General features: G+C 43.0%; 20 protein-coding genes. 9 read left to right on the top strand and 11 right to left on the bottom strand.

Annotated features, from left to right (window positions below):
* Positions 1 to 72 precede the first annotated feature (72 nt).
* Positions 73 to 1,050: a hypothetical protein gene (locus tag MUCPA_RS30255; RefSeq protein WP_008511697.1), complete on the bottom strand. Its 978-nt coding sequence runs from the start codon at positions 1,048 to 1,050 to the stop codon at positions 73 to 75.
* 65 nt (positions 1,051 to 1,115) lie between these two features.
* Between MUCPA_RS30255 and MUCPA_RS30250 the strand changes: the two genes are divergently transcribed.
* Positions 1,116 to 1,352 (top strand): hypothetical protein, encoded by a 237-nt coding sequence (locus MUCPA_RS30250; protein ID WP_008511696.1) that lies wholly within the window; start codon positions 1,116 to 1,118, stop codon positions 1,350 to 1,352.
* Positions 1,340 to 1,636: a type II toxin-antitoxin system RelE/ParE family toxin gene (locus MUCPA_RS30245; protein WP_008511694.1), complete on the top strand. Its 297-nt coding sequence runs from the start codon at positions 1,340 to 1,342 to the stop codon at positions 1,634 to 1,636. Before MUCPA_RS30250 ends, MUCPA_RS30245 begins: the two co-directional genes overlap by 13 nt.
* Before the next feature lie 3 nt (positions 1,637 to 1,639).
* On the opposite strand, the gene priA is transcribed toward MUCPA_RS30245, so the two are convergent.
* The gene (priA, locus tag MUCPA_RS30240) at positions 1,640 to 4,123 is read right to left on the bottom strand and encodes a replication restart helicase PriA (protein WP_008511692.1); all 2,484 of its coding nucleotides are present in this window, start codon (positions 4,121 to 4,123) and stop codon (positions 1,640 to 1,642) included.
* Positions 4,123 to 4,509 (bottom strand): DUF423 domain-containing protein, encoded by a 387-nt coding sequence (locus MUCPA_RS30235; protein WP_008511691.1) that lies wholly within the window; start codon positions 4,507 to 4,509, stop codon positions 4,123 to 4,125. Before MUCPA_RS30235 ends, priA begins: the two co-directional genes overlap by 1 nt.
* Before the next feature lie 86 nt (positions 4,510 to 4,595).
* On the opposite strand from MUCPA_RS30235, the gene MUCPA_RS30230 reads away from it, so the two are divergent.
* The gene (locus tag MUCPA_RS30230) at positions 4,596 to 6,194 is read left to right on the top strand and encodes a hypothetical protein (RefSeq protein ID WP_157544012.1); all 1,599 of its coding nucleotides are present in this window, start codon (positions 4,596 to 4,598) and stop codon (positions 6,192 to 6,194) included.
* A 29-nt stretch (positions 6,195 to 6,223) separates the two neighbouring features.
* Positions 6,224 to 6,715: a D-glycero-alpha-D-manno-heptose-1,7-bisphosphate 7-phosphatase gene (locus tag MUCPA_RS30225; RefSeq protein WP_008511688.1), complete on the top strand. Its 492-nt coding sequence runs from the start codon at positions 6,224 to 6,226 to the stop codon at positions 6,713 to 6,715.
* A gap of 704 nt (positions 6,716 to 7,419) precedes the next feature.
* On the opposite strand, the gene MUCPA_RS37305 is transcribed toward MUCPA_RS30225, so the two are convergent.
* From MUCPA_RS37305 to MUCPA_RS30205, 3 genes are all read right to left on the bottom strand, one after another.
* Positions 7,420 to 8,552 (bottom strand): IS630 family transposase gene (locus MUCPA_RS37305; protein WP_085983319.1). Its coding sequence is split into 2 segments (ribosomal slippage): positions 7,420 to 8,126 and positions 8,126 to 8,552, totalling 1,134 coding nucleotides; the frame shifts between segments, so codons are not numbered across the junction.
* A 340-nt stretch (positions 8,553 to 8,892) separates the two neighbouring features.
* The gene (locus MUCPA_RS30210) at positions 8,893 to 9,354 is read right to left on the bottom strand and encodes a hypothetical protein (protein ID WP_008511686.1); all 462 of its coding nucleotides are present in this window, start codon (positions 9,352 to 9,354) and stop codon (positions 8,893 to 8,895) included.
* A 3-nt stretch (positions 9,355 to 9,357) separates the two neighbouring features.
* Complete coding sequence (locus MUCPA_RS30205; protein WP_040628390.1) at positions 9,358 to 10,896, bottom strand: L,D-transpeptidase scaffold domain-containing protein; 1,539 nt, start codon at positions 10,894 to 10,896, stop codon at positions 9,358 to 9,360.
* A 194-nt stretch (positions 10,897 to 11,090) separates the two neighbouring features.
* Here MUCPA_RS30205 and MUCPA_RS30200 point away from each other — a divergent pair, with 194 nt between their 5' ends.
* The 3 genes from MUCPA_RS30200 to MUCPA_RS30190 all read left to right on the top strand — a co-directional run bounded on the left by MUCPA_RS30200 (position 11,091) and on the right by MUCPA_RS30190 (position 15,816).
* A complete protein-coding gene (locus MUCPA_RS30200; RefSeq protein WP_008511684.1) occupies positions 11,091 to 13,202 on the top strand; it encodes a ComEC/Rec2 family competence protein in 2,112 nt (703 codons plus the stop codon).
* Between the two features lie 21 nt (positions 13,203 to 13,223).
* On the top strand, positions 13,224 to 13,880 hold the full coding sequence (locus tag MUCPA_RS30195) for a hypothetical protein (protein WP_008511683.1): 657 nt from the start codon (positions 13,224 to 13,226) through the stop codon (positions 13,878 to 13,880).
* Positions 13,881 to 13,944: 64 nt separating this feature from the next.
* Positions 13,945 to 15,816, top strand: a complete 1,872-nt coding sequence (locus MUCPA_RS30190) for an LTA synthase family protein (protein WP_008511682.1) — start codon at positions 13,945 to 13,947, stop codon at positions 15,814 to 15,816.
* 602 nt (positions 15,817 to 16,418) lie between these two features.
* On the opposite strand, the gene MUCPA_RS30185 is transcribed toward MUCPA_RS30190, so the two are convergent.
* The 4 genes from MUCPA_RS30185 to MUCPA_RS30170 are packed head-to-tail and all read right to left on the bottom strand — an operon-like array spanning position 16,419 to position 19,713.
* Positions 16,419 to 17,027: a hypothetical protein gene (locus MUCPA_RS30185; RefSeq protein ID WP_008511681.1), complete on the bottom strand. Its 609-nt coding sequence runs from the start codon at positions 17,025 to 17,027 to the stop codon at positions 16,419 to 16,421.
* A 10-nt stretch (positions 17,028 to 17,037) separates the two neighbouring features.
* On the bottom strand, positions 17,038 to 18,303 hold the full coding sequence (gene bioA / locus MUCPA_RS30180; protein WP_008511680.1) for an adenosylmethionine--8-amino-7-oxononanoate transaminase: 1,266 nt from the start codon (positions 18,301 to 18,303) through the stop codon (positions 17,038 to 17,040).
* Positions 18,290 to 18,739 carry an NUDIX domain-containing protein gene (locus MUCPA_RS30175; RefSeq protein WP_008511679.1) on the bottom strand — a complete coding sequence of 150 codons (450 nt, stop codon included), beginning with the start codon at positions 18,737 to 18,739 and terminating at the stop codon, positions 18,290 to 18,292. Before MUCPA_RS30175 ends, bioA begins: the two co-directional genes overlap by 14 nt.
* Complete coding sequence (locus tag MUCPA_RS30170; protein WP_008511678.1) at positions 18,739 to 19,713, bottom strand: cation diffusion facilitator family transporter; 975 nt, start codon at positions 19,711 to 19,713, stop codon at positions 18,739 to 18,741. Before MUCPA_RS30170 ends, MUCPA_RS30175 begins: the two co-directional genes overlap by 1 nt.
* 175 nt (positions 19,714 to 19,888) lie before the next feature.
* On the opposite strand from MUCPA_RS30170, the gene MUCPA_RS30165 reads away from it, so the two are divergent.
* Positions 19,889 to 21,082 carry a pyridoxal phosphate-dependent aminotransferase gene (locus MUCPA_RS30165; RefSeq protein WP_008511677.1) on the top strand — a complete coding sequence of 398 codons (1,194 nt, stop codon included), beginning with the start codon at positions 19,889 to 19,891 and terminating at the stop codon, positions 21,080 to 21,082.
* 162 nt (positions 21,083 to 21,244) lie between these two features.
* Here the strand turns inward: MUCPA_RS30165 and MUCPA_RS30160 are convergent, their stop codons facing one another.
* Positions 21,245 to 23,701 (bottom strand): TonB-dependent receptor, encoded by a 2,457-nt coding sequence (locus MUCPA_RS30160; protein WP_008511675.1) that lies wholly within the window; start codon positions 23,699 to 23,701, stop codon positions 21,245 to 21,247.
* 292 nt (positions 23,702 to 23,993) lie between these two features.
* Between MUCPA_RS30160 and MUCPA_RS30155 the strand changes: the two genes are divergently transcribed.
* Positions 23,994 to 26,615, top strand: a complete 2,622-nt coding sequence (locus MUCPA_RS30155) for an MGH1-like glycoside hydrolase domain-containing protein (protein WP_008511674.1) — start codon at positions 23,994 to 23,996, stop codon at positions 26,613 to 26,615.
* Positions 26,616 to 26,717: the final 102 nt, after the last annotated feature.

The raw sequence follows: 26,717 nt of genomic DNA, 5'->3' as shown, positions 1-26,717 counted from the left end.
ATTGGCGAGGTAAATATATAAAATACCTTTCCGGATAATCAAAAAATAAGGTAACGATGTTAGGGGGATCTATCAGATCTTCTTAGCGTAACGGCTGCTTATCCAGCCAACCTTACTTGAAATACCCATATCCTCATCGTCATAAAATACAGACGTTTTTATTTTACTTTTTAAATCCAACTCAACCAGCCACCAAAGCCGCCCTGTTTTATCGGCTTGTGAAGCTATGGCCCGGCCACGCGTACCTTTACGTAACTCGCCTATGGCATCTCCTTTTAAAGGATCGCCGCTGATAAAAGTAGTACAGGTATCGTCAATCATCGGCTTCGTCCGAATTTTATAATGGTTGTTTAATACTTCAAACCTAAATGGCTCGCTAAAATAAGTTTTCGGGAAATAGGTATCCTGATGATGCCCTGTAAAATAAATCCGCTTAAATACTGGCTTAGCAAGCCGATATTCAATGTGGTAAATTTTATTAAATGTCATGTGAGCGTCGCAACATCCTGGATCTTGCAAATACACACTCTCGATACGGTGCTTATCATCAAAATCAAACCGTTTAACATACTGCATGTCTTTAAAAACAATTTTAAAGCCAGCTATTGTGTTCAATATAAAAGCAATTACTTTGGGTTCGCCACCGCTATCGCCATCAAATACCAGGTCATCCTGGCCATCGCCATTAAAATCAACTACGTGTAATGCTTGTTTAAAATCCGATAAGCTTGGTGTAGATGGCTCGTTTTGGTTGTAGTACGAATATTCATTTTGCAACAACTTGGCGGCTACCTTCATAAAGCGCTCCTTTAAGGTATCATTTTGTTTTTCAATCTGTTTCCAATGAAAAGTTGTATCCCCGAAAGGGAACATAATTTCTTTCCTGGCGATTGTTTTAGCAACGGTTACAGGTTTTTGGTTAGCGTTGCAGGCAGCTAATAATAACGTAATAAGGATAGCAACAGGTTTCATAGATAAGGATGATTTGTATAGCCAAGGTAACATTTCCTCATCAAATTTACCGAGACCTTTAGCTGCTGTGGGTATCATTTTACAAGGCTGCTGTTGTAAATTATTCGTTCAAAAACACTACCTTAGTATGTAAGCAAACAGGTATGAATATTAAAAATGATTTCCATCAGCTGATTGATGGCATAAACGATGAGCAATTGTTGGAGGCTTACTATAAGCTCATTCAACGCCTGGTAGCCAATCAATCCGGCGAGCTTTGGAGCAGGCTAAATGACGCTGAGCAACAGGACTTATTATTGGCTTATGACGAAAGTTTTGATACAGCGCATTTGTTGAGCCATGAGCTTGTAAAAAAGCAGCACGAAAAATGGCTAAAATAATAGTATGGACGAAAAGAGCAAACCATAGCTTCAACTGCGTTATCAACTATCTTGAAAACGAATGGAATGAAAAAGTCACCAAAAGCTTCGTCATTCGCACTTACAAAGTTATAGAATTATTAGCCGACAATCCTGAAATAGGCACAATTGAAAATTACGACAGAAAGATCCGTGGCTTTCTGATCATCAAACATAATATCCTATTCTACCGGGTTACCGATACCGAAATTATCTTGCTAAACATGTACGATACCCGATCAAATCCAATAAAACCCAAATTTTAAAACTCAATATGGATCCACATCCGGCTGCACAATACAGCCTTTACTTAAATTAGTAGTTTGGAACTGTAGCAGCACATCCTGTAAAATTACTTTTACTTTAGCTATCGATACCGTATCCTTCTCAAACTTCAGCATAATAGATTTGATGTAATAATTGCGGATGCGGTTAATCAGCGGAAACTCGGGGCCTATTACCCTGTCGCCAAAATGCTTGCGGAGCTCGATAGCCAGGTATTCGGCCTGGTGGTAGAGTTTTTCCGGGTCTTTATGCTTAATATCCAGGTTGATGATGCGGTAAAAAGGCGGATACTTAAAGGCTTTACGCTCTACAATTTCGGTATTATACAGGTCGAGGTAATCATTGCTGATCACCTGGGCTATCACCCGGTGCGTTGGGTCGTAAGTTTGGATAACCACTTTACCCTGCTTGCCACGGCGACCGGCGCGACCGCTTACCTGGGCCAGCAGCTGGAAGCTGCGCTCGTTGGCGCGGTAGTCGGGGTATTTGAGCAAACTATCTGCACTGATGATGCCAATTACCGTAATATCCGGAAAATCCAGGCCTTTGGCTACCATTTGGGTGCCTACTAAAATATCTATTTTCTTCTCCTCAATATCATTCAGAATATTCTGGAAGGCCATTTTTGATCGTGTGGTATCCAAATCCATCCGCGCAATGCGGGCATCGGGCAGTAAAATGGTTAGCTCATCCTCCACCTTTTCGGTACCAAAACCCTTGTGCTCCAAATGGGCCGAACCGCAGGCCGGGCATATCGAAGGCGAATCTTCGCGGTAGCCGCAGTAATGGCAATGCAATTTGCCGCTGCTTTTATGGTAAGTTAGGGTAACATCGCAGTTAATACATTTGGGGCTGTAGGCGCAGGTTTTACAAATAATAACAGGCGCGTAGCCACGGCGGTTTTGAAACAAAATCACCTGCTCTTTTTTGGCCAGGGCCTCCTCTATATCCCGCATCAGCACACTGCTAAAATGCGACTGCATGGTTTTGCGCTTGGTTTCTTCGGTAATGCTTACCACCTGTATTTCGGGCAGCTCCACCCCGCCAAAGCGCTCGGGCATTTCGGCAAGGCCATACTTTTCGGTTTTGGCATTGTAGTAAGATTCGAACGAAGGCGTGGCCGATCCTAACAGCACCTTGCCACTGTGCAGTGCCCCTAAGTAAATTGAGGCATCGCGGGCATTGTAGCGCGGCGCCGGATCATATTGTTTGTATGAGCTTTCGTGCTCCTCGTCAACAATAATCAGCCCCAGATCGTCAAAAGGCAAAAACACCGATGAACGCGCTCCCAGTATAATCTGGTAATCGCCCTTCAATACCTTCTGCCAAACTTCAACCCGCTCGTTATCGTTAAATTTAGAATGATAAACGCCAATATGGTTACCAAAATGGCGGCGCAGGCGCTCAACAATATGGGTGGTTAAGGCAATTTCGGGCAATAAATAAAGCGTTTGCCTGCCGCTGGCCAGCATCTGCTCAATCAGCCGGATGTAGATCTGCGTTTTGCCCGATGAGGTAACCCCGTGTAGCAACACTACATCCTTATCAGCAAATTGCGTGTTAATATTTTTAAGCGCCGCACGTTGGTTATCGCTTAGCACAAAATTTTCGTCCAGCTCATGTTCTTCGCCCATCAGGCGGCTAACCGTCCGCTCATCGGCAATAAAAACTTCCTTATCTATCAGGGCTTTTATTGCTGCTGCCCCTGCGCCGCTGGCCTCGGTTAACTCGGCTTTGGTAATTAGTTTTTGCTTGCGCGATAGTTGGATGCAGGCCAAGAGGGCATCCAGTTGTTTGGGCGCACGCTCCAGTATGGTAAATAGCTCTTTTAAACTTTCAGGATTGCTATAAACCGGATTCAGCGTAATGAAGGTGCGCCTGCGGGGTTTATATTTATCGCTTACTTCTTCGGATATGTGGATGATGTTTTTTTCGAACAGGGCGCGCAACAGCGGCATCACCGTTTTTTGGCCCAGCAGCTTCACAATATCGCTAACGGAGAGCTCGGGTTGAATTTCGAGCGCGTCGATAATCAGGTATTCTTTATCGTTCAGGTCGGCTTTATTGTACTCAAACTCTTTGTTGAGTACAATTTTAGTTTCGCTGGCCAATTTTAGGGCGGCGGGTAGTGCGGCATTCATCACCTCGCCTACATGGCACAGGTAGTAATCGGCCAGCCATTTCCAAAACAATAACTGCCGGGCGTTTACTACAGGGGCATCATCCATAATATCGATGATGTATTTGGCTTCGTATTTTTCGGGCGCCTGGTTCCCTATCGAGCTGATAATAGCGGTGTACAATTTACTTTTACCAAACTGCACCACAACGCGCTTACCAATGGCAACGCTATCATTTAACTCAAAAGGTACCCTGTACGTATAGTTTTTAGCAATAGCCAAAGGCAATATCACTTCAACAAAAAGCGTTTCTCTTTCGTTATGTAGCGGCTGGGCAAAATCAAGCATTATTTATTTCTATAACCTGCAATTGCTAAGGTAACCCATCCGGCTATAAATAGCAAACCACCTATGGGTGTTACCGGCCCAACTACAGGCAGCCAGCTCCAACCTAATAAATCGCGACAGGACAGCAGGTAAAGCGAACCCGAGAATAAAATAATGCCGAAAGTAAACAGGTAATAAGTTGTTAAAACGATATTATTTTTAAACCTTGTGAGCGATGATAAAAACAACAGGGCAAATGTGTGGTAAAACTGATATTGTACGGCGGTATGCCAGGTTTCGAGGTGCTGCTCGCTTAACACAGCTTTTAAAGCGTGTGCGCCAAAGGCACCTGTAATAACGGCGAGCATTCCGAAGAACGAAGCTGTTAAGATAATTTGTTTGTTCATGGAGAAATTTAGACCGCTAAGTTAACAAGTTGAAAAGAAATTTAACTGCCCGGTGCTAAAAATCTAAATTTGAAAAAAATACTGTAATGAGAAATATTATAATGACGATTGTGTTACTGATTATAGCGGTAATGCTATCGGTTATGTATTTTAAAAACCTAAACCCACCGGGCCAGCAATCGGGCAAGGTAATGGGCAATATACCAGCTGATGCCGCTTTGATATTTGAATATAAAAACGACCAGGGTTTTTACGATATATTTAAGAACAGCCCGCTGCTAAGCACCCTGATAGGCGACGAAAAATCGGCAGAATTAAACGATTTAAAAGTTAGCGTACTGGATAACCCGCTTTTAAAACCATTGTTTAACGGGCAAAGCTTGTTTATATCGCTGCACCCGCAAAAGCCAACCGATGCTATTGATTTTTTGATTACCACATCGAGCACGGCGGACATAGGCGACGAGCTGGACCAGATAGCCAGGCAAAAAAACGGAAAGGTGCTGATACATGAAATGCAGCTCGGCGGTAAAAAAGGCTATAACATTTACCTTAACGCAACCAAAAGGCGTTTTTATTTAATGCTGGCTGATGATAAAACGTTTTCGGCCAGCTTTTCGCAGCAACTGGTTGAAAACGCGGCCAAATACAAAAAAGAAAAACACGAAAAGTATTTTGTACAGCTTTCCGATCAGCAAAACTCCAACTCTATTGCTAACCTGTACGTTAACTATACACAACTATCGCCGCTGTTCGATCAGCTTTTCAGCACAAAAAATACCGATATATTCCGTAGCTTCAGGATGCTATCGGCCATTGGCGCTTTAAGCCTCAATTATAAAACCGATGCGCTGATGTTTAACGGCATAAGCCACATCCAGGAGCAGGGACCTAAAAGTTATTTAGATATTTACCGCTACCAGCAGCCCACAGTTAATAAGCTTAAAAGTATTTTCCCGGCAAGTACGGCCTACAGTATCAACTTTGCCATATCCGATCCGGCTAAATTTGAGGACAATCTTTTTCAATGGCAGCTCAAGGCTGGGTTTACAGCCGAAAAAAAAGCGGTTTTAAACCGCATCAAAAAAGAAACCAGTATCGACCTCAATAAAGAATTTATTAACCTGCTGGGTAACGAGTTTGCCATCATCACTACCCGCTACCAGGAAAAAATAGCGCTTGTACAGCTTAAAAACGGCTTAAACCTTCGCCCTTTTATGGTAAACATCAGTACCATGGTTAACGATGATATGGGCCTGTTTAATTACGATAAGCTGCCGTTTTATTTACTGGGCGATGCCTTTAGCATTTTTAGGCGGCCCTATTTTATGATTGCCGATAATTACCTCATTATTTGCAACTCGCAATCGGGCTTAACGGAGTATTATAAAAATTACACCAAGGGGAACTTTTTAAGTAAATCGGATGACTTTACGCGCTTTGATAATTTGCAGGCCGAACGCAGCAATGTAGCTTTCTTTATCAATTTTAAAAATGCCGGGGCGATATTGAAGGATGACCTTAAACCGGCTTATGCCAAAGCCTTTGAGGACAAAAAATCTGGATGGAACAATTACTACGCTGCCGGATATCAGTTTACGGCATCGGACGGGGACTTTTATACCAACTTTTATATGAGGCTAAACCAACCCGATACGGCGGCCATTAACCCCACTTCCAACTAATTTTATATTTTTGCTACAAATTGGAATAAATGCCTGCAAAAAATAAAGCTGTTTTTTTAGATCGTGACGGTGTATTGAATAAGGAATTAGGCGACTATGTTTGCCGCGTGGAGGATTTTGTAGTGTTGAATAATTTTGACGCTTTAAAAGCCTTGCAAGATAAGGGCTACCTGCTGATTGTGGCCACCAACCAGGGCGGCCTGGCCAAAGGCTGGTACAGCGAGGATGAACTGGCTAAAATGCACGCCCTGCTTCGAGATACCTATCAGCAACACGGTGTTGAATTTACTGATATATTTTACTGCCCGCATCACCCCCAATATACCGGCGACTGCGATTGCCGCAAACCAAAACCCGGCCTGCTGCTCCAGGGAATTGAAAAATATAATATCGACCCGGCCCAATCGTATTTTATTGGCGACCGCGAACGGGATGTAGAAGCCGGAACCGCCGCAGGGGTTAAAGGGATATTGATTAACAGCGATCAGCCGATTAATGATGTTTTGGGGATGATAGTGTAAAGTTCTTCCAACCATGTGCTTCTGTTGATTGAAGACAAGCACCTTCCCTTCCGAGGTCATCCTGAGTAACCGATCCGGCCAACCGAAAGAAACAGGGATGACGTCAAGGTAGGCGAACAAACCCCTTCCTACACCTTCCCCAAGGAAGGAATCGCAAAAGGCCGCCGCTTTTTCTAAATCCCTATGCATTACTGGGGTTAATTATGTGCGTTGGTTTATTAGGGGCGACTTTTAAAGCACTATCTACCAAGCAGGGTTTGAGTAGGGCTTAGGTGCTCTAAATTAAAAACACTGATTATTATCAAAATAAAAAACATTGATAATCAACAGCTTAAAAGCGCGCCATTGCAAGCCGCATCAAAAAAATCTCGTACAGGGCCATGCCGCACGTCCTTGGACTACTGAGACTGACGAAGTATCAGGATGACAGCTTTCGCGCAAAAAACATACTTCATGTTAAGTAACCGATCCGGCCAACCGAAAAAAATAGGGATAACTTTTGAACCTCGCAGACTGTTAGATGCAAAAAGAAAAGTGCGCAAAAGCCTGACTGCACGCCGGGCTGGGCTTGGCCTGCGGGTGGAAGTATCAGGCAGTCTTGATGTTATTCACCTTTTGTTTGTTTTTTTCAAGGTGTTCATGAGCTCCCTTCGGTCGGTATTTGGTTACTTTTTGTATCAAGACAAAATTGCGCTAGTGTCACGTCAAGTTAAAATTGTCGGGTAAAGGCGTTTGAGTTTAATCCTTGCATCGTCATTTGTAAATTGCCAGTTAATGGTAGCTTCTTTATTGTTTCGGTGGGTTTGCCAGGCCAACACTTCTTTTTGCATCTTTTTGATATTGTCAATCCTTCGGTTTAGACATTGTCCCATCAAAACATTTAACTCTATTTCTGCCATGTTCAACCAACTGCCATGCTTTGGGGTGTAAACAAATTCAAACCTGTCCCTTAGTCGTTTGGCTTCTTTCGGCTCAAAGGCCTCGTACAACGCTGCTGGTTTATGTGTGCCAAGGTTATCCATTACCAAGGTTATTTTAGTGACTTTCGGGTACCAATCGTCGGCTATTTGTTTGATGAATTTTGCCCAGTCTGTTTTTGTTTTCCGTTCTGTCACCTCCACATATCTTTTCCCGTTCAATGGCTCTGATGCCAAGAATATATTGGCTACCCCGCAACGCGCATATTCAAAATCTTCCCGAGCATCTTGTCCGGGTTTCATTGGGATGGGCAACCGTGTTTCTGTAATCAGCTGTTTTGGGGACTCATCCATACAAACGACCGGAAACTCTTGGCTATAAGGTCGTTTATATACATCCAGCAAATGCTCCATATTAGCAACAAAATCACTGCTTTGGTGCGGTGGTATTACCCAGCCTTTTACTTTCCAGGGTTTTAACTCGTTTTTTTTAACGTCTTTCTTATCGTTTCATAGGAAATATCTTCTACATATTTCAACTCAACCATTTTATCAGCCAATAAACGTAGCGACCATTTTGAAAAGCCTTCGGGTGCTTTGCCACAACTTAATGCTATTAAATGCGCCTCGGCTTCCCCGTCTATTTTTTTTGCTTTTGTCTTGATTATAGGCTTACGGTCCAGGCACGCTTCAAAACCGTCTTCAACAAAACGCTGTTTGACCCGGTCAATCATTCGCATGCTTACTTTTAAAACACGGCTGACTTCTTCGTTGATGATCTTTTCCCCAAGTCCACTTTCATCGCAATTCAATAAAATATAAGCATTGCGATACTGTTGGGCACTGTGAGAACCCTTGCTGATTATTGCACTTAGCCGCCCCCGCTCTTCTTCTGTTAACGTTACTCTATACTTTATCATATCCGTTTTGGATGATAAAGGTATAATAAATATACGACAATATCAAATTGACGCGACACTAGCAATCATTCACACTAAAACAAACAACAGTGAATAACGTAACAAGCTCTTCCGCTGCGATTGAGCGGGCCGATGTTGTAAATTAAGATACTGATTATGGGAGCAATAAATCTGCGGCAAGATCTCCACGGCTGCATGGCACGCTGAAAAGATTCTTCGCTATACCTCATGGCCATGTATTTTAAATGCCTCCCTAAGTCATTTGCTCCCAGGAATGAAGGGTACTTCTGTCACATTTTCACTTTTATCGAAAAAGTATCAATTCCGCTGAAACACTCCATTATTTGCTTATAATGGTTAATCCTTGCAAAGCGATTTTCACTTCAATTGCCTTCCTTTTTCCATCAGAGCTTCCGTAGGATAATAACATCGCCGGCCCTCCGGGCTTTTGCATCCATTTAACAAACTTAGGGTTGTAAAGGGAGGTGAGTTTATAAACATGCTGTTCAGGAGCTTCTCCATCTTCCGAAACTGCAATATAGATCGTAGTGGTAACCTCACAACTTTCATTCCCTGCGCTCCCCGATGGGTCGGAAACATCAAAAACACTGATAAAAAGATCCGGCCCCGAGGTTTGATAGTTATCGGGCGTTTTATATTTAGCTATAAGCGTTAAATTATTGAGAACATATACTAAGGCTTCATTGCTTACCTTATGATACTTAGCGACCTGTCCCAATGTTACATGGTACTGGCAAATCATCGCAAAAAGCAGAACGAATAATTTCTTTATATTCGGCATCCCCTACTTATTCAAATACTTCCCCATCGCCTTTTCCAAAACAGTATCCATGCGGTAGGCATCAGCATAAAAAACCAGTTTGCCATTTTCGTCGGGCCAGCAGGTGTAGTAGTCGATAAAAAGCTGCATATCAGGCTTAAGGCCAATATATTTCGATTTTAGCTCAAAGCCTTTTACCGCTCTTTTGGCTTGTATAGCGTTGTATTTGGTGGTGTCTTTCAGGTTTACCGGCTTCAGCCCAACCTCCATGCGGATGTTATCAACCATATTGGTATCGTTAACCAATGCTTCGCTCAATTTCAACGGATCTTCAACACGCACACAACCGTGGCTTACCGCTCGCCAGCTACTGCCAAAGGCTTTCTTATTGGGCGTATCGTGCAGGTAAATACCGGCTTCGTTGTCAAATATAAACTTGAACTTGCCAAGCGCATTTAACTCGCTGGCGTCCTGCTTGAATTTATAGGGTATTTTTTGCCGCTGTATCCGCCCCCAGCGAATGGTATCGGGCTGGGTAACCAATTTATCCTTGTAATACACCCTGATGTTATTGTTTGACAGGTAGGCCGGGTTTCTTAATATGGCATAATAAATTTCGTTTTGTGCTATGCTGCTGGGTATGTTCCAGTTGGGGTTAAGCTGTATGGTGTTGATGCGGCTGCACAGGATGGTAGTTTCGTGATTAACGGGTTTATCATCAATGCTATGCGTTTTTAAATATCGCAGCAGCATGGTATCATAACCGGCGGGCTTCGGCTCACCTAAGCAAACCTTCATGTCAAATACAACCTTTTTATTCTCTATCCACTGCAATTTAAAAGCCGGTATGTTTACCCATAAGTAGCGGCTATCTTTGGCAGGCGTCTGCCACCTTAAACGCTCCATATTCAGTTTAATGGTTCGTAGTTGAAGACTATCCGCGTTGGTAACGGTGCTCATGGCGGCCAGCTCTTTTTTAAGCACAAGGTATGCTTCGCTCCGGGGTTGAATTTGCTCCAGGTAGCTATTCAAACTATCGGCCTCCAATACTTTTTTAAACATTAAGCTATCCGGGCGCTTAACGGGTATATCATAACGCCTATATAAACTGCGCGGGTTAACCACGCCGTATTGTAAGGCGGTTGCGTAGGTTAACAGTGAACTGGCGGTTTCAAGCTCTAAGCGTACCAGTACAGGGTAAACATCCTGTATTTTAGTAAAATGATTAGCCTCCATGGTATCCAGATCGCGCTCAATACTGGCGGCATTAAACACAGCGGCGTTAAGGCCATGCCCGGGCGCATCGTTTAAATATTTGATGAGCGTGCGCAGTTGCCCGTTAAATAAAAACTGGTCGACAAAATGCAACTCAAAATGGCGGCTCTTATAATAATTATTGAGTGTGGCCGAGTACCGCAGCCTGGGTTTGAGCAGCGCTAACTGCCGCGAAAATTCTGTATAGTAAGCAGCGGTGTCAAATTCGTTATATACTTTATTTTGATAGTGCTTGTAAAATTTAGTCGCAATCTGCGGCTGTTGCTTACAAGCCGTTATACACAACATTAAAATTAAACAAGGGTAAAAAACAAACCGGAAAAAATATTTCGACATTGAGTTATCGGATAAATAGTATACAAAAGTATACAAAAACAATACCGCTTATTGCTATTATTTCATTATTATAAATTTGCTAATTTATGCCGCATAAAAAAGTTTAATTTACAAATCGATATATCACCACCTTATCGCATTCATTAATGATTGCCTTTAACAAAGCACAAGTGCCCTTTGCACTATTATTGCTGCCCTTTGTGGCCGGCCTGTGTTTAGCTATGCTGTATCCGTTTGCAGCACACCTGCACTTGCTGCAACTTGCATTAGGGGCTGTAGCGTTGGTTTTTATTGGGTTAAACTTTGCCTACCAGCGTTTACATATTTACAAAACAAAGTGGATGGGCGGCCTCATAGCATTTACTTTATTGTTAATGGCCGGCATATATAGTTTTGAAATAAACCGCGGTATTAATGCAACTGATCATTTTTCCAAACACCCGGCAAAATACTTAACAGGCATCATCAACAGCGAGCCTAAGCTAAATGCAGGCATTTTAAGGTTTATAGTTAAAGTAAAACAAAGTGGCGATACGGTTAAACTAAACCCTGTAAGCGGCAACCTGCTTGTTTCTGTTAAAACAGACACCAGTAAAAAAATCAATTTGGCCTATGGCGACGAGGTGCTGTTCCCTGTCAAATTTACGCCTGTTGATGCTCCCTTAAACCCCGCCGAATTTAACTACAAAGCCTACCTGGCCCATCAAAATATATACCATCAACTATTCTTGATTCAGCACGAAATTACCACCTTGCACCATAACAGCGGTAACCCAATGGTAGCCAATGCTCTTAAGCTTAGGCTTTACCTGGTTAACAAGCTCAGGGCTAACATGGCCGATACCGATGCCGTGGCTGTGGCATCAACCATTATTTTAGGTTACCGGGCCGATTTGCGTAAAGATGTACAGCAAGCCTACTCCAAAACGGGAACCATGCATTTGCTCTCGGTAGCGGGGATGCATGTGGGCCTGGTTTATTTTTTGATTGTTTTTATACTGTCGCTTTTGCCGCAACACAAACACAGCAAAATAATTAAAGCTATCATAGCCATTGTGCTTATTTGGTGTTACGCGTTAATTACGGGCTTTTCGCCAGCGGTAAGCCGTGCCGCCTTGATGCTTAGTATGGTTATTACAGGTTCTACCTTTAACAGGCATATTCATAAATTAAATTTGCTGGCATTATCTGCTTTTATATTATTGCTTTACAACCCATTTTACATTACCGATGCAGGCTTCCAGCTCTCTTACCTTGCTGTTTTTGGCATCATCATTATCCAGCCACCTATTTACCGCTGGCTAAGCTTTAAAAATAAATACCTGCGCGAGGTATGGCTGGTTTGCTCGGTATCCCTATCGGCCCAAATTATCCTGTTGCCAATAGGCATTTTGTACTTTCATGATTTCCCGGTGTACTTTTTGGCGAGTAACATTTTCATCATTATACCGTCGGCTATTGTAATGTATGCAGGTATACTGTACCTGGCGCTGCCCCCGATACCCTGGCTATCTTACGGATTAGGCTGGTTGCTGGATAAAACCATATCTATCATGACCAAAACCCTGGCCCTGATGGAACATGCCCCTTTTGCCACCATTAATAAATTATGGCTTAGCCCGGCAGAATTTATATTATGCTACGCCCTTATTGCCGGTATCTTTTGTTTTTTAACCCTGCGGAATAAACAATGGCTAAAATTTAGTTTGGTAATTGGTTTAGCGTTATCAATAAGCATCAGCCTTAAAACTTTCAGATCATCGCGCACCAATGCTTTAACTTTTTTCAGTTTACGCAAAAACAGCGGCATATTGTTCCGTACGGGTAACTCGGCTGTTTTAATAACCGATTTAAAGGAGCAGGATAAAGCCTATCAATATACTATACAGCCATACCTGGATAGCTGCCAGATCGGCACCGTAAACCAGGTGGATATCAACCTGCTTACAGGCCATAACGGCAACTTGCCGCCTGTTAAGCCCATTAAATTTAACGGGCAGCGTATTGTGATATTTGACAGAACCCTTGTTGCAAAAAAAATGGCCGAAAGGTTAAATACCGACTATATTTACCTTACCGGGAACCCGCAAACCAATTTGCAATTACTGAAACAAAGTTATATTTTTAAACTGTTGATAGTTGGCGGATCAAATTCAAACCGTTTAAACGACCAACTGGAACAGGAGGCGATGTTGTTAAAAGTAAATTATAGAAACTTAAAACGTAACAAATCGCTAACTTTGGTATCTAATCAATAAATTGTAAAAAAATAAAACCCAATGAATATTACTGTAATTAAAAACGCCGCTTTAGCACTTGCCTTAACAGCAACGGTATTTGGCGCAAAGGCTCAAAAAGTTTATACCGAAGGTACCATCACTTATAATATCAGTGTAGCAGGTAACAGTGTCGATGCCTTATCAGCCTTTAAAGGTGATAGCTCGAGCCTGTCGTTTCAACAAGGACCGGCGCAGATTAAAATGGTGAGCAGCGAGAAAAATGGTTTTTTTGCGGTTTTAGTTGATGTGCCCGTTGCTAACCGTAAAATGGCGGCTGTAGGCACACCAGCCGAGATTGAAGAAGCCATGAGTATGGAGCCACAGTACGCCTTTACCAAAACAGAAGAAACTAAAAAAATTGGCGATTACAATTGCATTAAATATCAATCTAAGGATACGAAGAGCGGTATCGTTTACGACTTATGGATCACTAAGGACATCACCGTACCACCAAACATGATCAATAAGTATTATACCAGCCTGGGCACACCGGTTATGTTTACTTATTTACAGGGTGGTAGTGATAAAGGCGCGCAAGTGGTTACATTAAAATCAATCAGCGATGCAAAATTACCTGCAGGTGCTTTTGCTGTACCTGCCGATTATACTAAAATATCGTTAACCGACCTGCAAAACATGTCGAGGGGCAGGCACTAACATTTATCGTAACAATATGGTAAAGATTTTTTAACATCGGGTTAAATAGCTAATTTAGCGCCCGATGTTGAAAAACCTTTTTAGTTTAGTCAGATTTTACCTATTCTGGCTAATCTTCTTTTTTATTGCCAGGATTACATTTGAAATCTACTTCAGTGAAAAATTAAAAATAGCGAGCTGGACAGAAATTATCCAATCCTTTTTATATGCTATCCGGCTCGATCTTTCTACAGCTGCTTACATAGCGATAATACCGCTGCTGGTTTCTATAGCGGTATGGTTTATGCCCCACCCGCGCATAAGCACCATTTGGCTCAGGGTATACATCTGGATCTGCCTGGTACTGGTTTGCTTTTTGACCATACTTGACCTCAATATTTTTACCGAATGGGGCACCAAAGTAAACTACCGGGTTTTTGATAGTATTATCCACCAGTTCTCGGAGGCTATTGCATCCAGCGGCTCCTCTCCCATTTTCCTGTGCATCAGTATTGGCCTGTTGATGCTGGCTTTAGGGATCATCATTGCCGAAAAGGTGATCCAGTATAAGTACGAAGCACCCGAAAGGAAAAACTCTTTCAAAATTATTTTTTCGGCTCTCCTGCTCGCCATTAATTTTTTGGTGATCCGCGGCGGCTTGCAAGCTACGCCCATTAACCAAAGTATGGCTTATTTTTCGAGCAAGCAGATCCTGAACCAATCGGCGTTGAATACCGAATGGAACCTGTTCGACAATATCTTTGAAAACCTTAAAGCCAGCCATAACCCTTACTTGTATTTTGATTCTCAATTTGCCGATAGTTTATCGCGATCCTCATACCAGGAAAAGGCGGATACAACGCTTCATATTTTAAACACCAAAAGGCCAAACATCGTCATTATTCAACTGGAGAGTTTTACTGCCGATGTGATTGAATCGTTAGGTGGCGAAAAAGGCGTGTGCCCCCATTTTGAGGACTTTATTAAAAAAGGCGTACTGTTTGACAGTACCTACGCTGCCGGCGACCGTACCGACAAAGGTATTGTGGCTATTTTAAGCGCGTTTCCATCGCAAGCTACACGCACTATCATAACCGATAATACCAAGCAAGAAAAACTACCGGCCCTATCTGCAGCCTTAAAAAACGCAGGTTACCATACCTCGTACTTTTACGGTGGCGAGGTGGAGTACATGAATTTTAAATCGTACATGCTGAGCCACGGCATTGATCATATTACCGGCGAAGGTAATTTTGACCGCAGCCAGGTTGACTCCAAATGGGGTGTAAATGACGGAACGCTGTTAGATGCCCACATCAGGTATTTGAATACGGAAACCAAGCCATTTTTCTCGCTGGTAGAAACCTTAACCAACCATGAGCCCTTTGATATGCCCGGCAAGCGCCATTTCCCGGGCGATAGCGTTACCAACCAGTTCAGGAGCACAGCTTTTTATACCGACTCGTGCCTGAACGCTTATTTTGAGCATGCCAAGTTACAGCCCTGGTATAAAAATACCTTGTTCGTTTTAGTTGCCGATCATGGCCACAGGCTGCCCCGCAACACATCAGAATCTTATATGCCTGCTAAATACCACATCCCATTACTGTTTGTGGGTGGCGCTATCAAAGATCAATACCACGGCCTTAAAATACATAAGCTCGGCGGCCAAACTGATATAGCCGCAACGGTATTGGGTCAGCTTAATTTGCCTTATAACCAGTTTAAATGGTCAAAAGATCTGCTAAACCCGGGCAGCAAATCATTCGCTTTTTTTGACTGGGATAATGGCTTTGGTTTTATGACACCCGAACAAGCCGTATCTTTCGATAACATCGGGAAAGAAATTATCTACACCAAAAACCCCAAGGCTGATAAGGCACTGAACGATAAAACTGTAACGTACGGCAAAGCCTATTTGCAGCAGGTTTTTACGGAGTATGTGGGCAAGCATTGAGATGAGGTGAACGATGAATTGTTTTTATTGATGGACCTTCAATAAATTCGGAATACTTTCCAGGAGTATAAGCTCCTAAGTACTTGTTAAAATTTAACGTTCCGGAAATTAACAGATTCGTCCACCCGAATAACAGATCAAGAAATTTGGCATCGATTATTCAATGCCGGTTAGTTAAGCAGTTGGGGGTTGCAGAGTTCGTCGCGCGGGGAAACACACCCCTGCAGCCGCACAACCAAACCCGCCCCTCGAGAGAGGGGATCAGAATAAAAAACACTCATTATCAATAAATTACACAAACCAAGCGGCGGCCCGCGCGATTCCCCTCTTGAGAGGGGCGGAGGGGTGTGTTCTATGCGAGCGATTATAAATATCCCTATTTATAATGATAAAAAACACTCATTATCAATACATTACACAAACCAAGCGGCGGCCCGTGCGATTCCCCTCTTGAGAGGGGCGGAGGGGTGTGTTCTATGCGAGCGATTATAAATAGCATCTGGAGCCCTTGCATAAGTATATTGCCATTTTATAAACAACCCCATTTCGTAACTAAACGACATTGATTTATAATAACTTAATAACATCACCAGCCTATAGTTCTATCCTACCAATATCTCCTCGCCCAGGCCTTTAATCCATTGATCAAACAAAGCACGCTCCATAACCACTGCGTTATCGGCGTGTAATTGCCAATCCGGCGAGAAAGCTTTAAGTTGATTGATCATCTCTTCCAGGTGCCCTTCTTCCTCTAAAATGATGGATTTAACGTTAACCTTGCTGCCTGCGTTATCCAGGGCTTGCTGATAAATGGGATATAGCTCGTCAGCACGAACTTCGATGGCATAGGTTACCAGTAAATAGGCGGCAAACCTTAAATCAGCCCCGCTTAACTTGAGCTCGCGTTTCAGGTATCGGCACACTTCAACATCCAACTGGTTTAAATAATATTTGCTTTGAGCCGGGGCCAGCAAAAACTCACGGGCATAGGTGGGGCATACACCCTCGCCTATCTTATCTATTTGCTTTTTTAAATAAAAGGCATGGCGATGCTCTTCGGCGGCGTGTTTAAGGATGATATAGGTTACGTTAACGGTATCCTCGCTGGCCGAAATTTTTCGGGCGCCGGTATTCTCCATCAGCGATAGGGTGTTTAACCAGCGGGCGTGCAAATCAGGGTTAGCTACAATGGTATTCAATAAGTTCTCCATAGTCAATCAGTTAAAAAACATCCAGCGCATGTTCAATCTGGCTGTAAATATAATCCAGTTGCTCATTGGTAATGCAATATGGGGGTAAAATGTAAAGTACATTACCTAAGGGGCGCAAAATAATACCAGCTTCCAAAAAATGATTGTAAAGTTTATCGCGCAGGTTGCTAAAGTACGATGTTTGGCTACCTGTTTCCCACTCCAGGGCAATAATGGTTCCTGTTTGGCGGCACTCTTTGATTTTGGGATGCTGGCCCACCTTCAAACCAAAACGGGAGTGCCGCTCTTCAATCCGCTTGATATTAGCCATGGTTTCGGGCAACAAAAACAAATCCAGACTGGCCAGCGCAGCCGCACAGGCAATGGGGTTGGCGGTAAACGAGTGCCCGTGAAACAAGGTTTTAAGCTTATCTGCCGATAAAAATGCATCGTATATAGCCTGTGTGCAGGTAGTTAAACCCAGGGCCATTGTTCCGCCTGTTAAACCTTTGGAGAAACACATGATATCCGGCTGCTGCTGCAGATGATCGCAGGCGAAACGCTTCCCGGTACGGCCAAAGCCGGTAAGCACTTCATCAGCAATGGTTAAAACATTTTCGGCGCGGCAATGAGCCATCAACTCGTCCAGGTATGGCGCATCGTACATCAACATCCCACCCGAACCCTGTAGCAAGGGCTCAAAAATAAAGCAGGCTAAGTTAGCTTTGAGGTTGGTGATATGAGATTTGAGGTCTGAGATGTTAGCGGCATTTGGCAAGTCGATAAATTCCACTTCAAACAACAACGCCTCAAAAACATTGGTAAAGGCGCTGCGTGCGCTAACTGCCATGGCACCAAAGGTATCGCCATGATAAGCATTTTTAAACGCCAGCAATTTGGTGCGCGGCGCGCCCTGGTTGTGCCAGTATTGCAGGCACATTTTTATAGCCACTTCGATAGCGGTTGAACCGTTATCAGAGTAAAACACTTTAGACTGATTTTGTGGCAATATTTCCAATAACCTTTCGGCGAGTTCAACGGCACCAGTATGGGTAAAGCCCGCAAATATCACATGCTCCAATTGCGATAACTGAGCCGAAACTTTTTGGGCGATGTATGGGTGCGAGTGCCCATGAATATTTACCCACCAGGATGAAACCGCATCGATATAGCTTTTGCCTTCCTCATCAAACAGTAAAGCCCCCTCGCCCCTAACAATGGGGATAGGCGGCGCGGCGGTTTGCATTTGGGTATAAGGGTGCCATATTACTTTCAGATCGCGCTCAACTAAGTTCATGTTCGTTTTTTAATAATTCAACCACGTGTTTATCAATGGGGAAGGTAACATCATCGGGCGTAATGCTATCGATACTTACCCACCTAAACGCCTGTAAAACTTCGCCTTCGGCATCAAAATCAAACGGTTTGTGTTTAATAACCAGGCTGATGGGCGAAACATTTTTCACCAGGTAATATACGCTGATCAGCTGCCCGCCAACAAAAAGAGCCTCAACAAAAAAATGCGTTGTATAAAAGTGCTTCACCACATCTATCTCCATATCGCACTCCTCTAAAAACTCACGCTTTAAACCATCTATTAAACCTTCACCATATTCCAGCCCACCACCGGGGAATTTTGAAAACAGCGTGCCATATTCCTTTTCGTCGCTAATCAGCACCTCGCGCTTATCATTAATCAATAAGCCATAAACCCTTACATTAAATGACGGCATTATTCAAAGTGTTTTTTGTTACGTGTTACATTATCCATGGTCCATTCAATATCTTTTGATTTTGGCTCGCTGCGGATAGGGCAATCGGGCATGCTGCAATAATGGCAACAGGCGGGTATACAGGGGTCGGTATGGATAAACAGTTCAGTTTTAATACTTGCTTCCTGGTTAATCAATACATCAACCAACTGCACCTCGTGGTGCACGCGGTTCAGATCGAAATAGTTTGGCAGCGTCATGTGGCAATCAATATGCAACTCGTTACCATATTTTTGCGCTCGCAGGTTGTGTACATCAATCCACTCCACCTTGCGTTTGGCGTTTAAAATAGCAATAACATGTTCTACAATTTTAAAGTCGGCCTCGTCCATTAAGCCGGCTATGGCCCTGCGGGTAAGCTTATAGCCTGTAAAAATAATGTATCCGGCAACGGCTATCGAGAGTACATTATCAAGTATGGCTATCTTGGTAAAATAAATTAAGGTTAAACCTATTACCAGGCCGCCGCTGGTAACCATATCGGTTAATAAATGGCGCCCATCGGCATCCAGCGTCATCGATCGTAAACTTTCGCCCTTTTTTATCAGGTACCAGCCCAATACACCGTTAATAATGCCGGTTGCACCGATGATGGATGCGCCTTTTAAAACATCGTGTACCTCGTTAGGGTGAAACAGGCCGTAGGCAGATTTAACCACGATAACGATACCCGCTATCAGGATCAAAATTCCCTCAACAAATACCGAAAAAAACTCCACCTTGCCATGCCCGTAAGGGTGATTGATATCTTTTGGCCGCGACGAAAGGTAGATGCTGAAAAACGCGAAGGCACTGGCCACTACATTAACGATGCTCTCGGCGGCATCGGTTAGTATAAAGTTAGAAGCTGTTAAAAAATAGGCCGAAAATTTGGCTACCATTAACACGATACCTGTGATTAAAGAAATCAGAATTATCTTTCGTTGTTCCTGCAAGTTGTTTTTATTTTACGGCAAACTTATATAAAATTTCTCCTATAAATTTTACAGAAACGCAGTATGCCAGTTAATAGCCTATTCATCAATTAGTTTTAAAAGTGAAATTTATATTGGGCAGTATAACAGCAGCAAAGTTATTTTCTATATTTGGGCGCAATAACAACCAAATATTATGAATGTATTAAGCGACAGGATCCAAAATCTATCTGAGTCAGCAACGATTAAAATGGCAAAGCTGGGCCGCGAACTTTCAGCTAAAGGGGTTGATGTGATCAGCCTGAGTTTTGGTGAGCCCGATTTTCACACACCGGAGCATATCAAAGCCGCTGCCAAGCAAGCCATGGACGATAACTTCACCTACTATACCCCTGTATCCGGTTACCCGGAACTACGTAAGGCTATTGCCGCCAAGTTAAAAAACGAAAACGGCCTGGATTACGACTTTAGCCAGATTGTTGTTTCAACCGGTGCTAAGCAGGCTATTGCTAACGCGCTATTATGTTTGGTTAACCCCGGCGAGGAGGTAATTATACCTACACCGTACTGGGTTTCATACTCGGAAGTGGTTAAATTAACCGAAGGAACAAGCGTTTTTATCGACTCGACCGTTGAGCAAAACTTTAAAATTACGCCGCAACAGTTAGAGGCTGCCATTACGCCTAAAACCAGGTTATTTATGTTCTCATCGCCGTGTAACCCTACCGGCAGTGTTTACAGCAAAGAAGAACTGGCCGGTTTGGTAGAAGTGTTTGAACGCTATCCTGAAATTTACATCCTGTCTGACGAGATCTATGAGCATATCAACTTTGTTGAGGCCCACGAATCCATCGCACAATTTGAATCCGTTAAAGACCGCGTGATCATCATCAACGGTTTCTCAAAATCATACGCCATGACGGGCTGGCGCATTGGCTACTCGGCATCAAGCAAAGAAACCGCTGCTGCTTTTGATAAATTACAAGGTCAAATTACCTCGGGTACCTGCTCCATCACCCAGCGTGCAGGCATTGCCGCTTACGAAGGTGGCTTGGAGAGCGTTTTAGAAATGCGTGAAGCTTTCCGAAAACGCCGTGGTATTGTTTACGATATGTTATCAAAAATACCGGGCATACAAACTAACCTGCCGGATGGCGCCTTTTACTTTTTCCCTAACGTGACCTCGTTTTTTGGAAAAAGCTATAACGGCAAAACCATTAACGATGCCGACGAATTGAGCATCTTTTTGCTGGAAGAAGGACACGTAGCCACCGTAGGCGGTGATTCGTTTGGCGATCCAAAATCTATCCGGATATCATACGCTGCATCGGAAGAAAAACTGATTGAAGCCATGAACCGGATTGCTGCCGCTTTGGCCAAGTTACAATAATCACTTCATTTTATATTGTTTAACAGGATATATACCTTATGGGTATATATCCTGTTTTAGTTTGGTGCCAACGGTAAATTGAGTTAGCGCTGCGTTAAAAGCCATCTATACTCCATCAAAACGCCACAATGCTACTACGGGCTAAGTACTCTTGACTCCACATTAGTTTGCGCCCGCCCTGCCCTGCTCATCTTCGTCGCCGGTACTCCTCCTTCGCACGGGCTTAACAGACCGGCTTCCAAAAACAAAAGAAAAGCTAAGCTGGACTAACCTGAAAGAATTTTTTTGATTACCGCCGATGTTCAGATTCTGGTAATACGAAGTGTAGATATTTTTGTCTGTGTTAAATACATCATCCACCCTTAAAGATACCGTCGCTTGCTTTTTAAACAGGCCTTTACTCAGGCCTGCGTTAAAGTAGTAGTTGGGCTTGTACCTAAAAATGCCAAAGGTGGTGGCTGTTTCGTAAAGGCCGAACAGCTCCAGTCTAAAATTAAGGGGAAGCTTTAAATAATGCGTTGTTTTTAAAGTAACATCGGGGCTGCCGCTATCCAGGCTACCTCCCGACGATAGGTTACTAAAATGCTGATAAAGCATACTCAAATCAAAATCCACACTGTAGTAATTATTAAAAGCAATGGGCGTCATCAAATGTATGCCGTAGTTATAACGGTCGCCCAGATTCATTTTACTTAATGTAACAATCTGACTGTTATTGTTTTGCGTGTAAACAACCTGTGTAAACCGGTTAATAAGGGCAAAGCTTAATACAGTGGTTAGCTTCTCTTTATAGATATGAGTTAGCTCAAACGTATTTGAATAAAATGGTCGTAAATAGGGCGTACCGATTTGATAGGTATACTGATCGATGTAAGATAAAAAAGGGTTAAGATCTTCATACCTGGGCCTGGTGATGCGGCGGCTGTAGGTAAACAATAGCTGATGATTAGCGCTGATGGTATTGTTTAACTGCACATTAGGAAAAATATCGAAATAATTACTGCTGATGTTTTCCTTCTGATCCGGCGACAGGCCGTCGGATATGGTTTGTTCCACCCTTGTGCCTATTTCAAGGCCCATCTTTTTACTGAAGAGATGGTTATAATTAATATAGGCTGAGTTGATGCGCTCGGTATATTTAAACTGGTTGGTAAACAACGTATCGGCATGGTATGTGCCGTTAATTAACTGCCCAAAATCCGAATTGTTATCGGTTTTAACATAGCTGGCTTTAAAGCCAGCGGCAATTCTGTTGGTTAGGCTAATTTTGAGCTGGTAAGTAGCGTTAAAGGTATATAAATCAAACTCTGATGGCGAGGTATTTTGCAATGTTAAAAAACGGTACGCCGATTTATCATCGTCCTTAGTGTATTCGCTCTGAATCAGTTCGGTTGAGTGGCGGATGTAGTTGCTGTAATCTGCATCGATGGTAAGTTGCCCACCGCGACTAAAATCGCCCCGGTAATTAACGTTGAGCATCAAATTGGATAATTTTTTTTGCAAGTTGGATTTGGTCAGGATGGTAGAATCAATAACACCCAGAGTTGATATTAATGATGATGTGTTTTTATTGGCTGATAAATTACTTACCGAGCCGTTAACCAAAAAGCCAAGGATATGCTTAGGGTTGATACTATAATCCACGCCGAGCCTGTAATTATTGATCTGCCTGCGTTGCTGGCTAAACCAGTTTACATTGATCTGATCAAGCTCGTTTAGATAAGTAACCAGCCTGTCTGACGATGAAGACCTGTCTATCGGCGCACTGTTGTAGGCATATCCGCCAAATATATTTATCCTGCCTGTGTGATGGTTAAAGTTGAAGCCGGTATTCAATTTAACTTCCGAGCTGCGGTTTCCTCCCGGCTGATACAAACCCATACTGTTGATTACCTGCACGTTGGTGCCCGTACCCCTATCTTTTTTTTGTTTAATATTAATTACGCCGCCTGTACCGGCCGCGTCAAAACTTGAATTAGGATTGCTGATCAGTTCTATTTTATCAATCATGCTCGCTGGCATGCCTCCTAACAAATCAGCAAGGGCCTGGCCCGATAAATATGTGGGCTTATTATCTATCATTACCAACACATCGCTTCTGCCGTTTAATGATATATTATCGCTGTTATCTACCTGTACACCAGGGGCCCTTTTTAAAATTTCTATGACGTTACTACCTGCTGATAAAATATTATTACGCACGTTTAGCGTAATTAAACCAGGCAAAGCATCAGTAAAGTGATTGTTGTTGTTAACGGCAACTTCGGCCAGTTTAATTGTATTGGCAGCCAAATTAATGGCCCCTGCATTGAAGTTGATACCACTTTTTAAATCAAAGGCGGCTGTAGTTATCGCCTTGTATCCCACAAGTGTGGCCTTTATTAAATACTTGCCGGCCGTAACATCACTAAAGCTAAACATGCCATGCTGATCTGTAATGGCAAGTTTAACTACGGCAGAATCCTGACCTTTTAATAAAAAAACCGAAGCCGCCAGCAGGGGATTATTTTGAGCATCAGTTATTTCACCCTTAATGCCCGCATTTTGATATTGCCCGCAAGCAATAGATATGCACGACAAATTAAGCATGCAGATAAGCAGATACCTTGTTTGAAGCATTAAATAGAAGTCAGTTAATTATTATAAAAAAGCAATTTTACCAGCCTAAGGGCTAAAGCAACTTAAAAGCAAGTTTAATATTAAATTCCGGTATTAATTAAAAAATTAACAATTTATTATATTAATAATTACTTATATCGTTATTTAATATGTAAGCCATCGCAATATAGCAATTAGCCACAAAGTGCGCCTATCGATAAAACAAATAATTTTTTAACAATACAGTAATAAATATTTTATTTACTTTACAACTTCAAGCAAATGGTTAAAAATTTTAGTAGCTAATTAATTCATGGCAAATCCGGTTAAAAACGCAGAGCAAACAAGGTTAGACGAAAACGCAAAAAAGCCTGTTCCGTTAGAGCACTGGGGGCCTTACGTAAGCGAGCGGCAATGGGCAACCGTTCGCGAAGATTACAGCTCTAACGGTGATGCCTGGGGGCACTTCACGCACGACCAGGCCCGCAGCCGCAGCTACCGCTGGGGCGAAGACGGCATAGCTGGGATATCCGATTACTTTCAGCGTTTATGTTTTGCCGTAGCGGTTTGGAACGGTAAAGATCCCATTTTGAAAGAACGTTTATTTGGCTTGCCAAACGGGCAGGGTAACCACGGCGAGGATGTTAAAGAGCTGTATTACTACCTGGATAATGTGCCATCGCATTATTACATGAAGTATTTGTACAAATACCCGCAAACAGGTTTCCCGTACGATGAGTTGGTGAGTGTAAACATCCATCGCTCCAAAATGGAACCCGAGTACGAGCTTTTAGATACCAATGTATTTGATAACGATAAGTATTTTGATATATACATTACCTACGCCAAACACCACTCGGAAGATATACAGATCTGTATTGAAATTGTTAACCGAGGCCCTTTAACTGCCGATATTACCGTATTGCCCACGCTCTGGTTTTTTAATTACTGGCAAACAGATAAATCAAAGCCCAAACCGCTTATAACGCGGCTAAACCATAAAAGCGTTAAGGCCAGCCATTACATCATCGGCGATTATTATTTTTATTTTCAGGATACCGGCAAATCGTTATTTACAGAAAACGAAACCAACCGCGAGCGCATATACAGGCAACCCAACGAAAACGTGTTTGTAAAAGACGCTTTCCATGAGGCTATTATTGATGGTGATAACTTTGATGAATTAGCAGCCAAAAACGACGGAACAAAGTTTGCGCCCGTTTATAAATACACCATCAGGCCTAAGCAATCAAAAAAAATATTTATGCGCCTGAGCAAGGAGCCGGTTGAAAACCCGATAGGCCATAATTTTGAAGAGTTATTTGAACTGAGAAAGAAGGAGGCCGATGAGTTTTATAACAGCCTGATGCCTAAATCGCTCTCGCCCGAACTGGCTAACATTCAGCGGCAGGCTTTTGCGGGTTTGCTGTGGAACAAGCAATATTACCACTACGATACCAGGGAATGGCACCGCGCCAGTACCCACTCAGACCCATCACTGGCAACCCGGCCCAACGGCCGTAACGGCAACTGGAAATACCTTAACAACCAGGATGTGATATCCATGCCCGATAAATGGGAATACCCCTGGTATGCTGCCTGGGATTTGGCTTTCCACTGCGTGCCTATGGCTATTATTGACCCTGAGTTTGCAAAAAATCAATTGATATTGATTATGCGCGAGTGGTACATGAACCCCGAAGGGCAGGTACCTGCCTATGAGTGGAACTTTAGCGATGTTAACCCCCCCGTGCAGGCCTGGGCGGCCTTGCAGGTATACCGGATTGAAAAAGAGAAAAAGGGCGTTGGCGATCTGCGGTTTTTAAAACGGATATTCCAGAAGCTGATTATCAATTTTACCTGGTGGGCCAACCGCAAGGATGTTAACGGCAACAATATATTTGCCGGCGGATTTTTGGGGCTGGATAACATCGGCGTGTTTGACCGCAGCAGCCAGATCAAAGATGCCGTATTGGAGCAGGTTGACGGTACAAGCTGGATGGGCACCTTTGCCCTCAACATGATGGATATTGCGCTCGAGATATCCATGTACGACGATTCTTTCGAGGATATGGCCCTCAAGTTTTACGAGCACTTTGTATTGATTGCCGAAGCCCTGAACGAACTGGGCTTATGGAACGAGGAGGATTCGTTTTTTTACGATATGCTACGCATGAAGCACGGCAACCACCACTTAAAAGTACGATCGTTGGTGGGGCTTACCTCGATGTTTGCAGTATCGGTTTTCAACTATGATAAGCTCGAGGCTTTGAGGGATTTTACCAAAAGGGCGTCATGGCTCAATAAATACCGCACCCAGAATAAATTATTTTTGCCGATACACGATGACGGAAAGGGCAAAGTATTGCTATCCCTGGTACCTTTTGAGCGCCTGGCTAAATTACTGGAACGGATATGCGATGAGAGCGAATTTTTAGCCAAGGGAGGGATAAGAGCCTTATCCAAATTCCATGAAAAAAACCCTTATACCGCCAATATTGACGGGCGCCACTACTCTATCAAATACGAGCCCGGCGACTCGACAACAAACTTATTTGGCGGTAACTCCAACTGGCGCGGCCCCATCTGGATGCCTATGAATTTTATATTGATCAACTCGCTTAAAAAGTATTATGAGTTTTATGGCGACGAAAAGAAATTCAATTTCCCTACAGACGAAGGCATTAAACAAATATCGCTCGGCGAAATAGCCAACCAGTTGATCCGCAGGTTAATATCAACCTTTGAGACCGATAAAAATGGCGACAGGCCGGTTAATTATAAAACCCACCAGGCTTTTTACCGAAAACCAGAAAATGCCGACCTGATACTTTATTACGAATATTTCCACGGCGACGACAGTTATGGCCTTGGCGCAAGCCACCAAACCGGCTGGAGCGCGCTCATTGCCAATATGATTAACGATATTTATTGAGCCGGGGCTCAATAAATATCGTTTTAAAAGCTGGTATAGTGGACTACCCTTGTACCCATATCTTTTGCATGCCATTAGAATGCTCTATTGAAGTAAAATCGC

The organism is Mucilaginibacter paludis DSM 18603, from assembly GCF_000166195.2.
GTDB lineage: Bacteria > Bacteroidota > Bacteroidia > Sphingobacteriales > Sphingobacteriaceae > Mucilaginibacter > Mucilaginibacter paludis.
The sequence above is the reverse complement of the archived record's forward strand: the minus strand, read 5'-3'. Positions and strand labels throughout refer to the sequence as shown.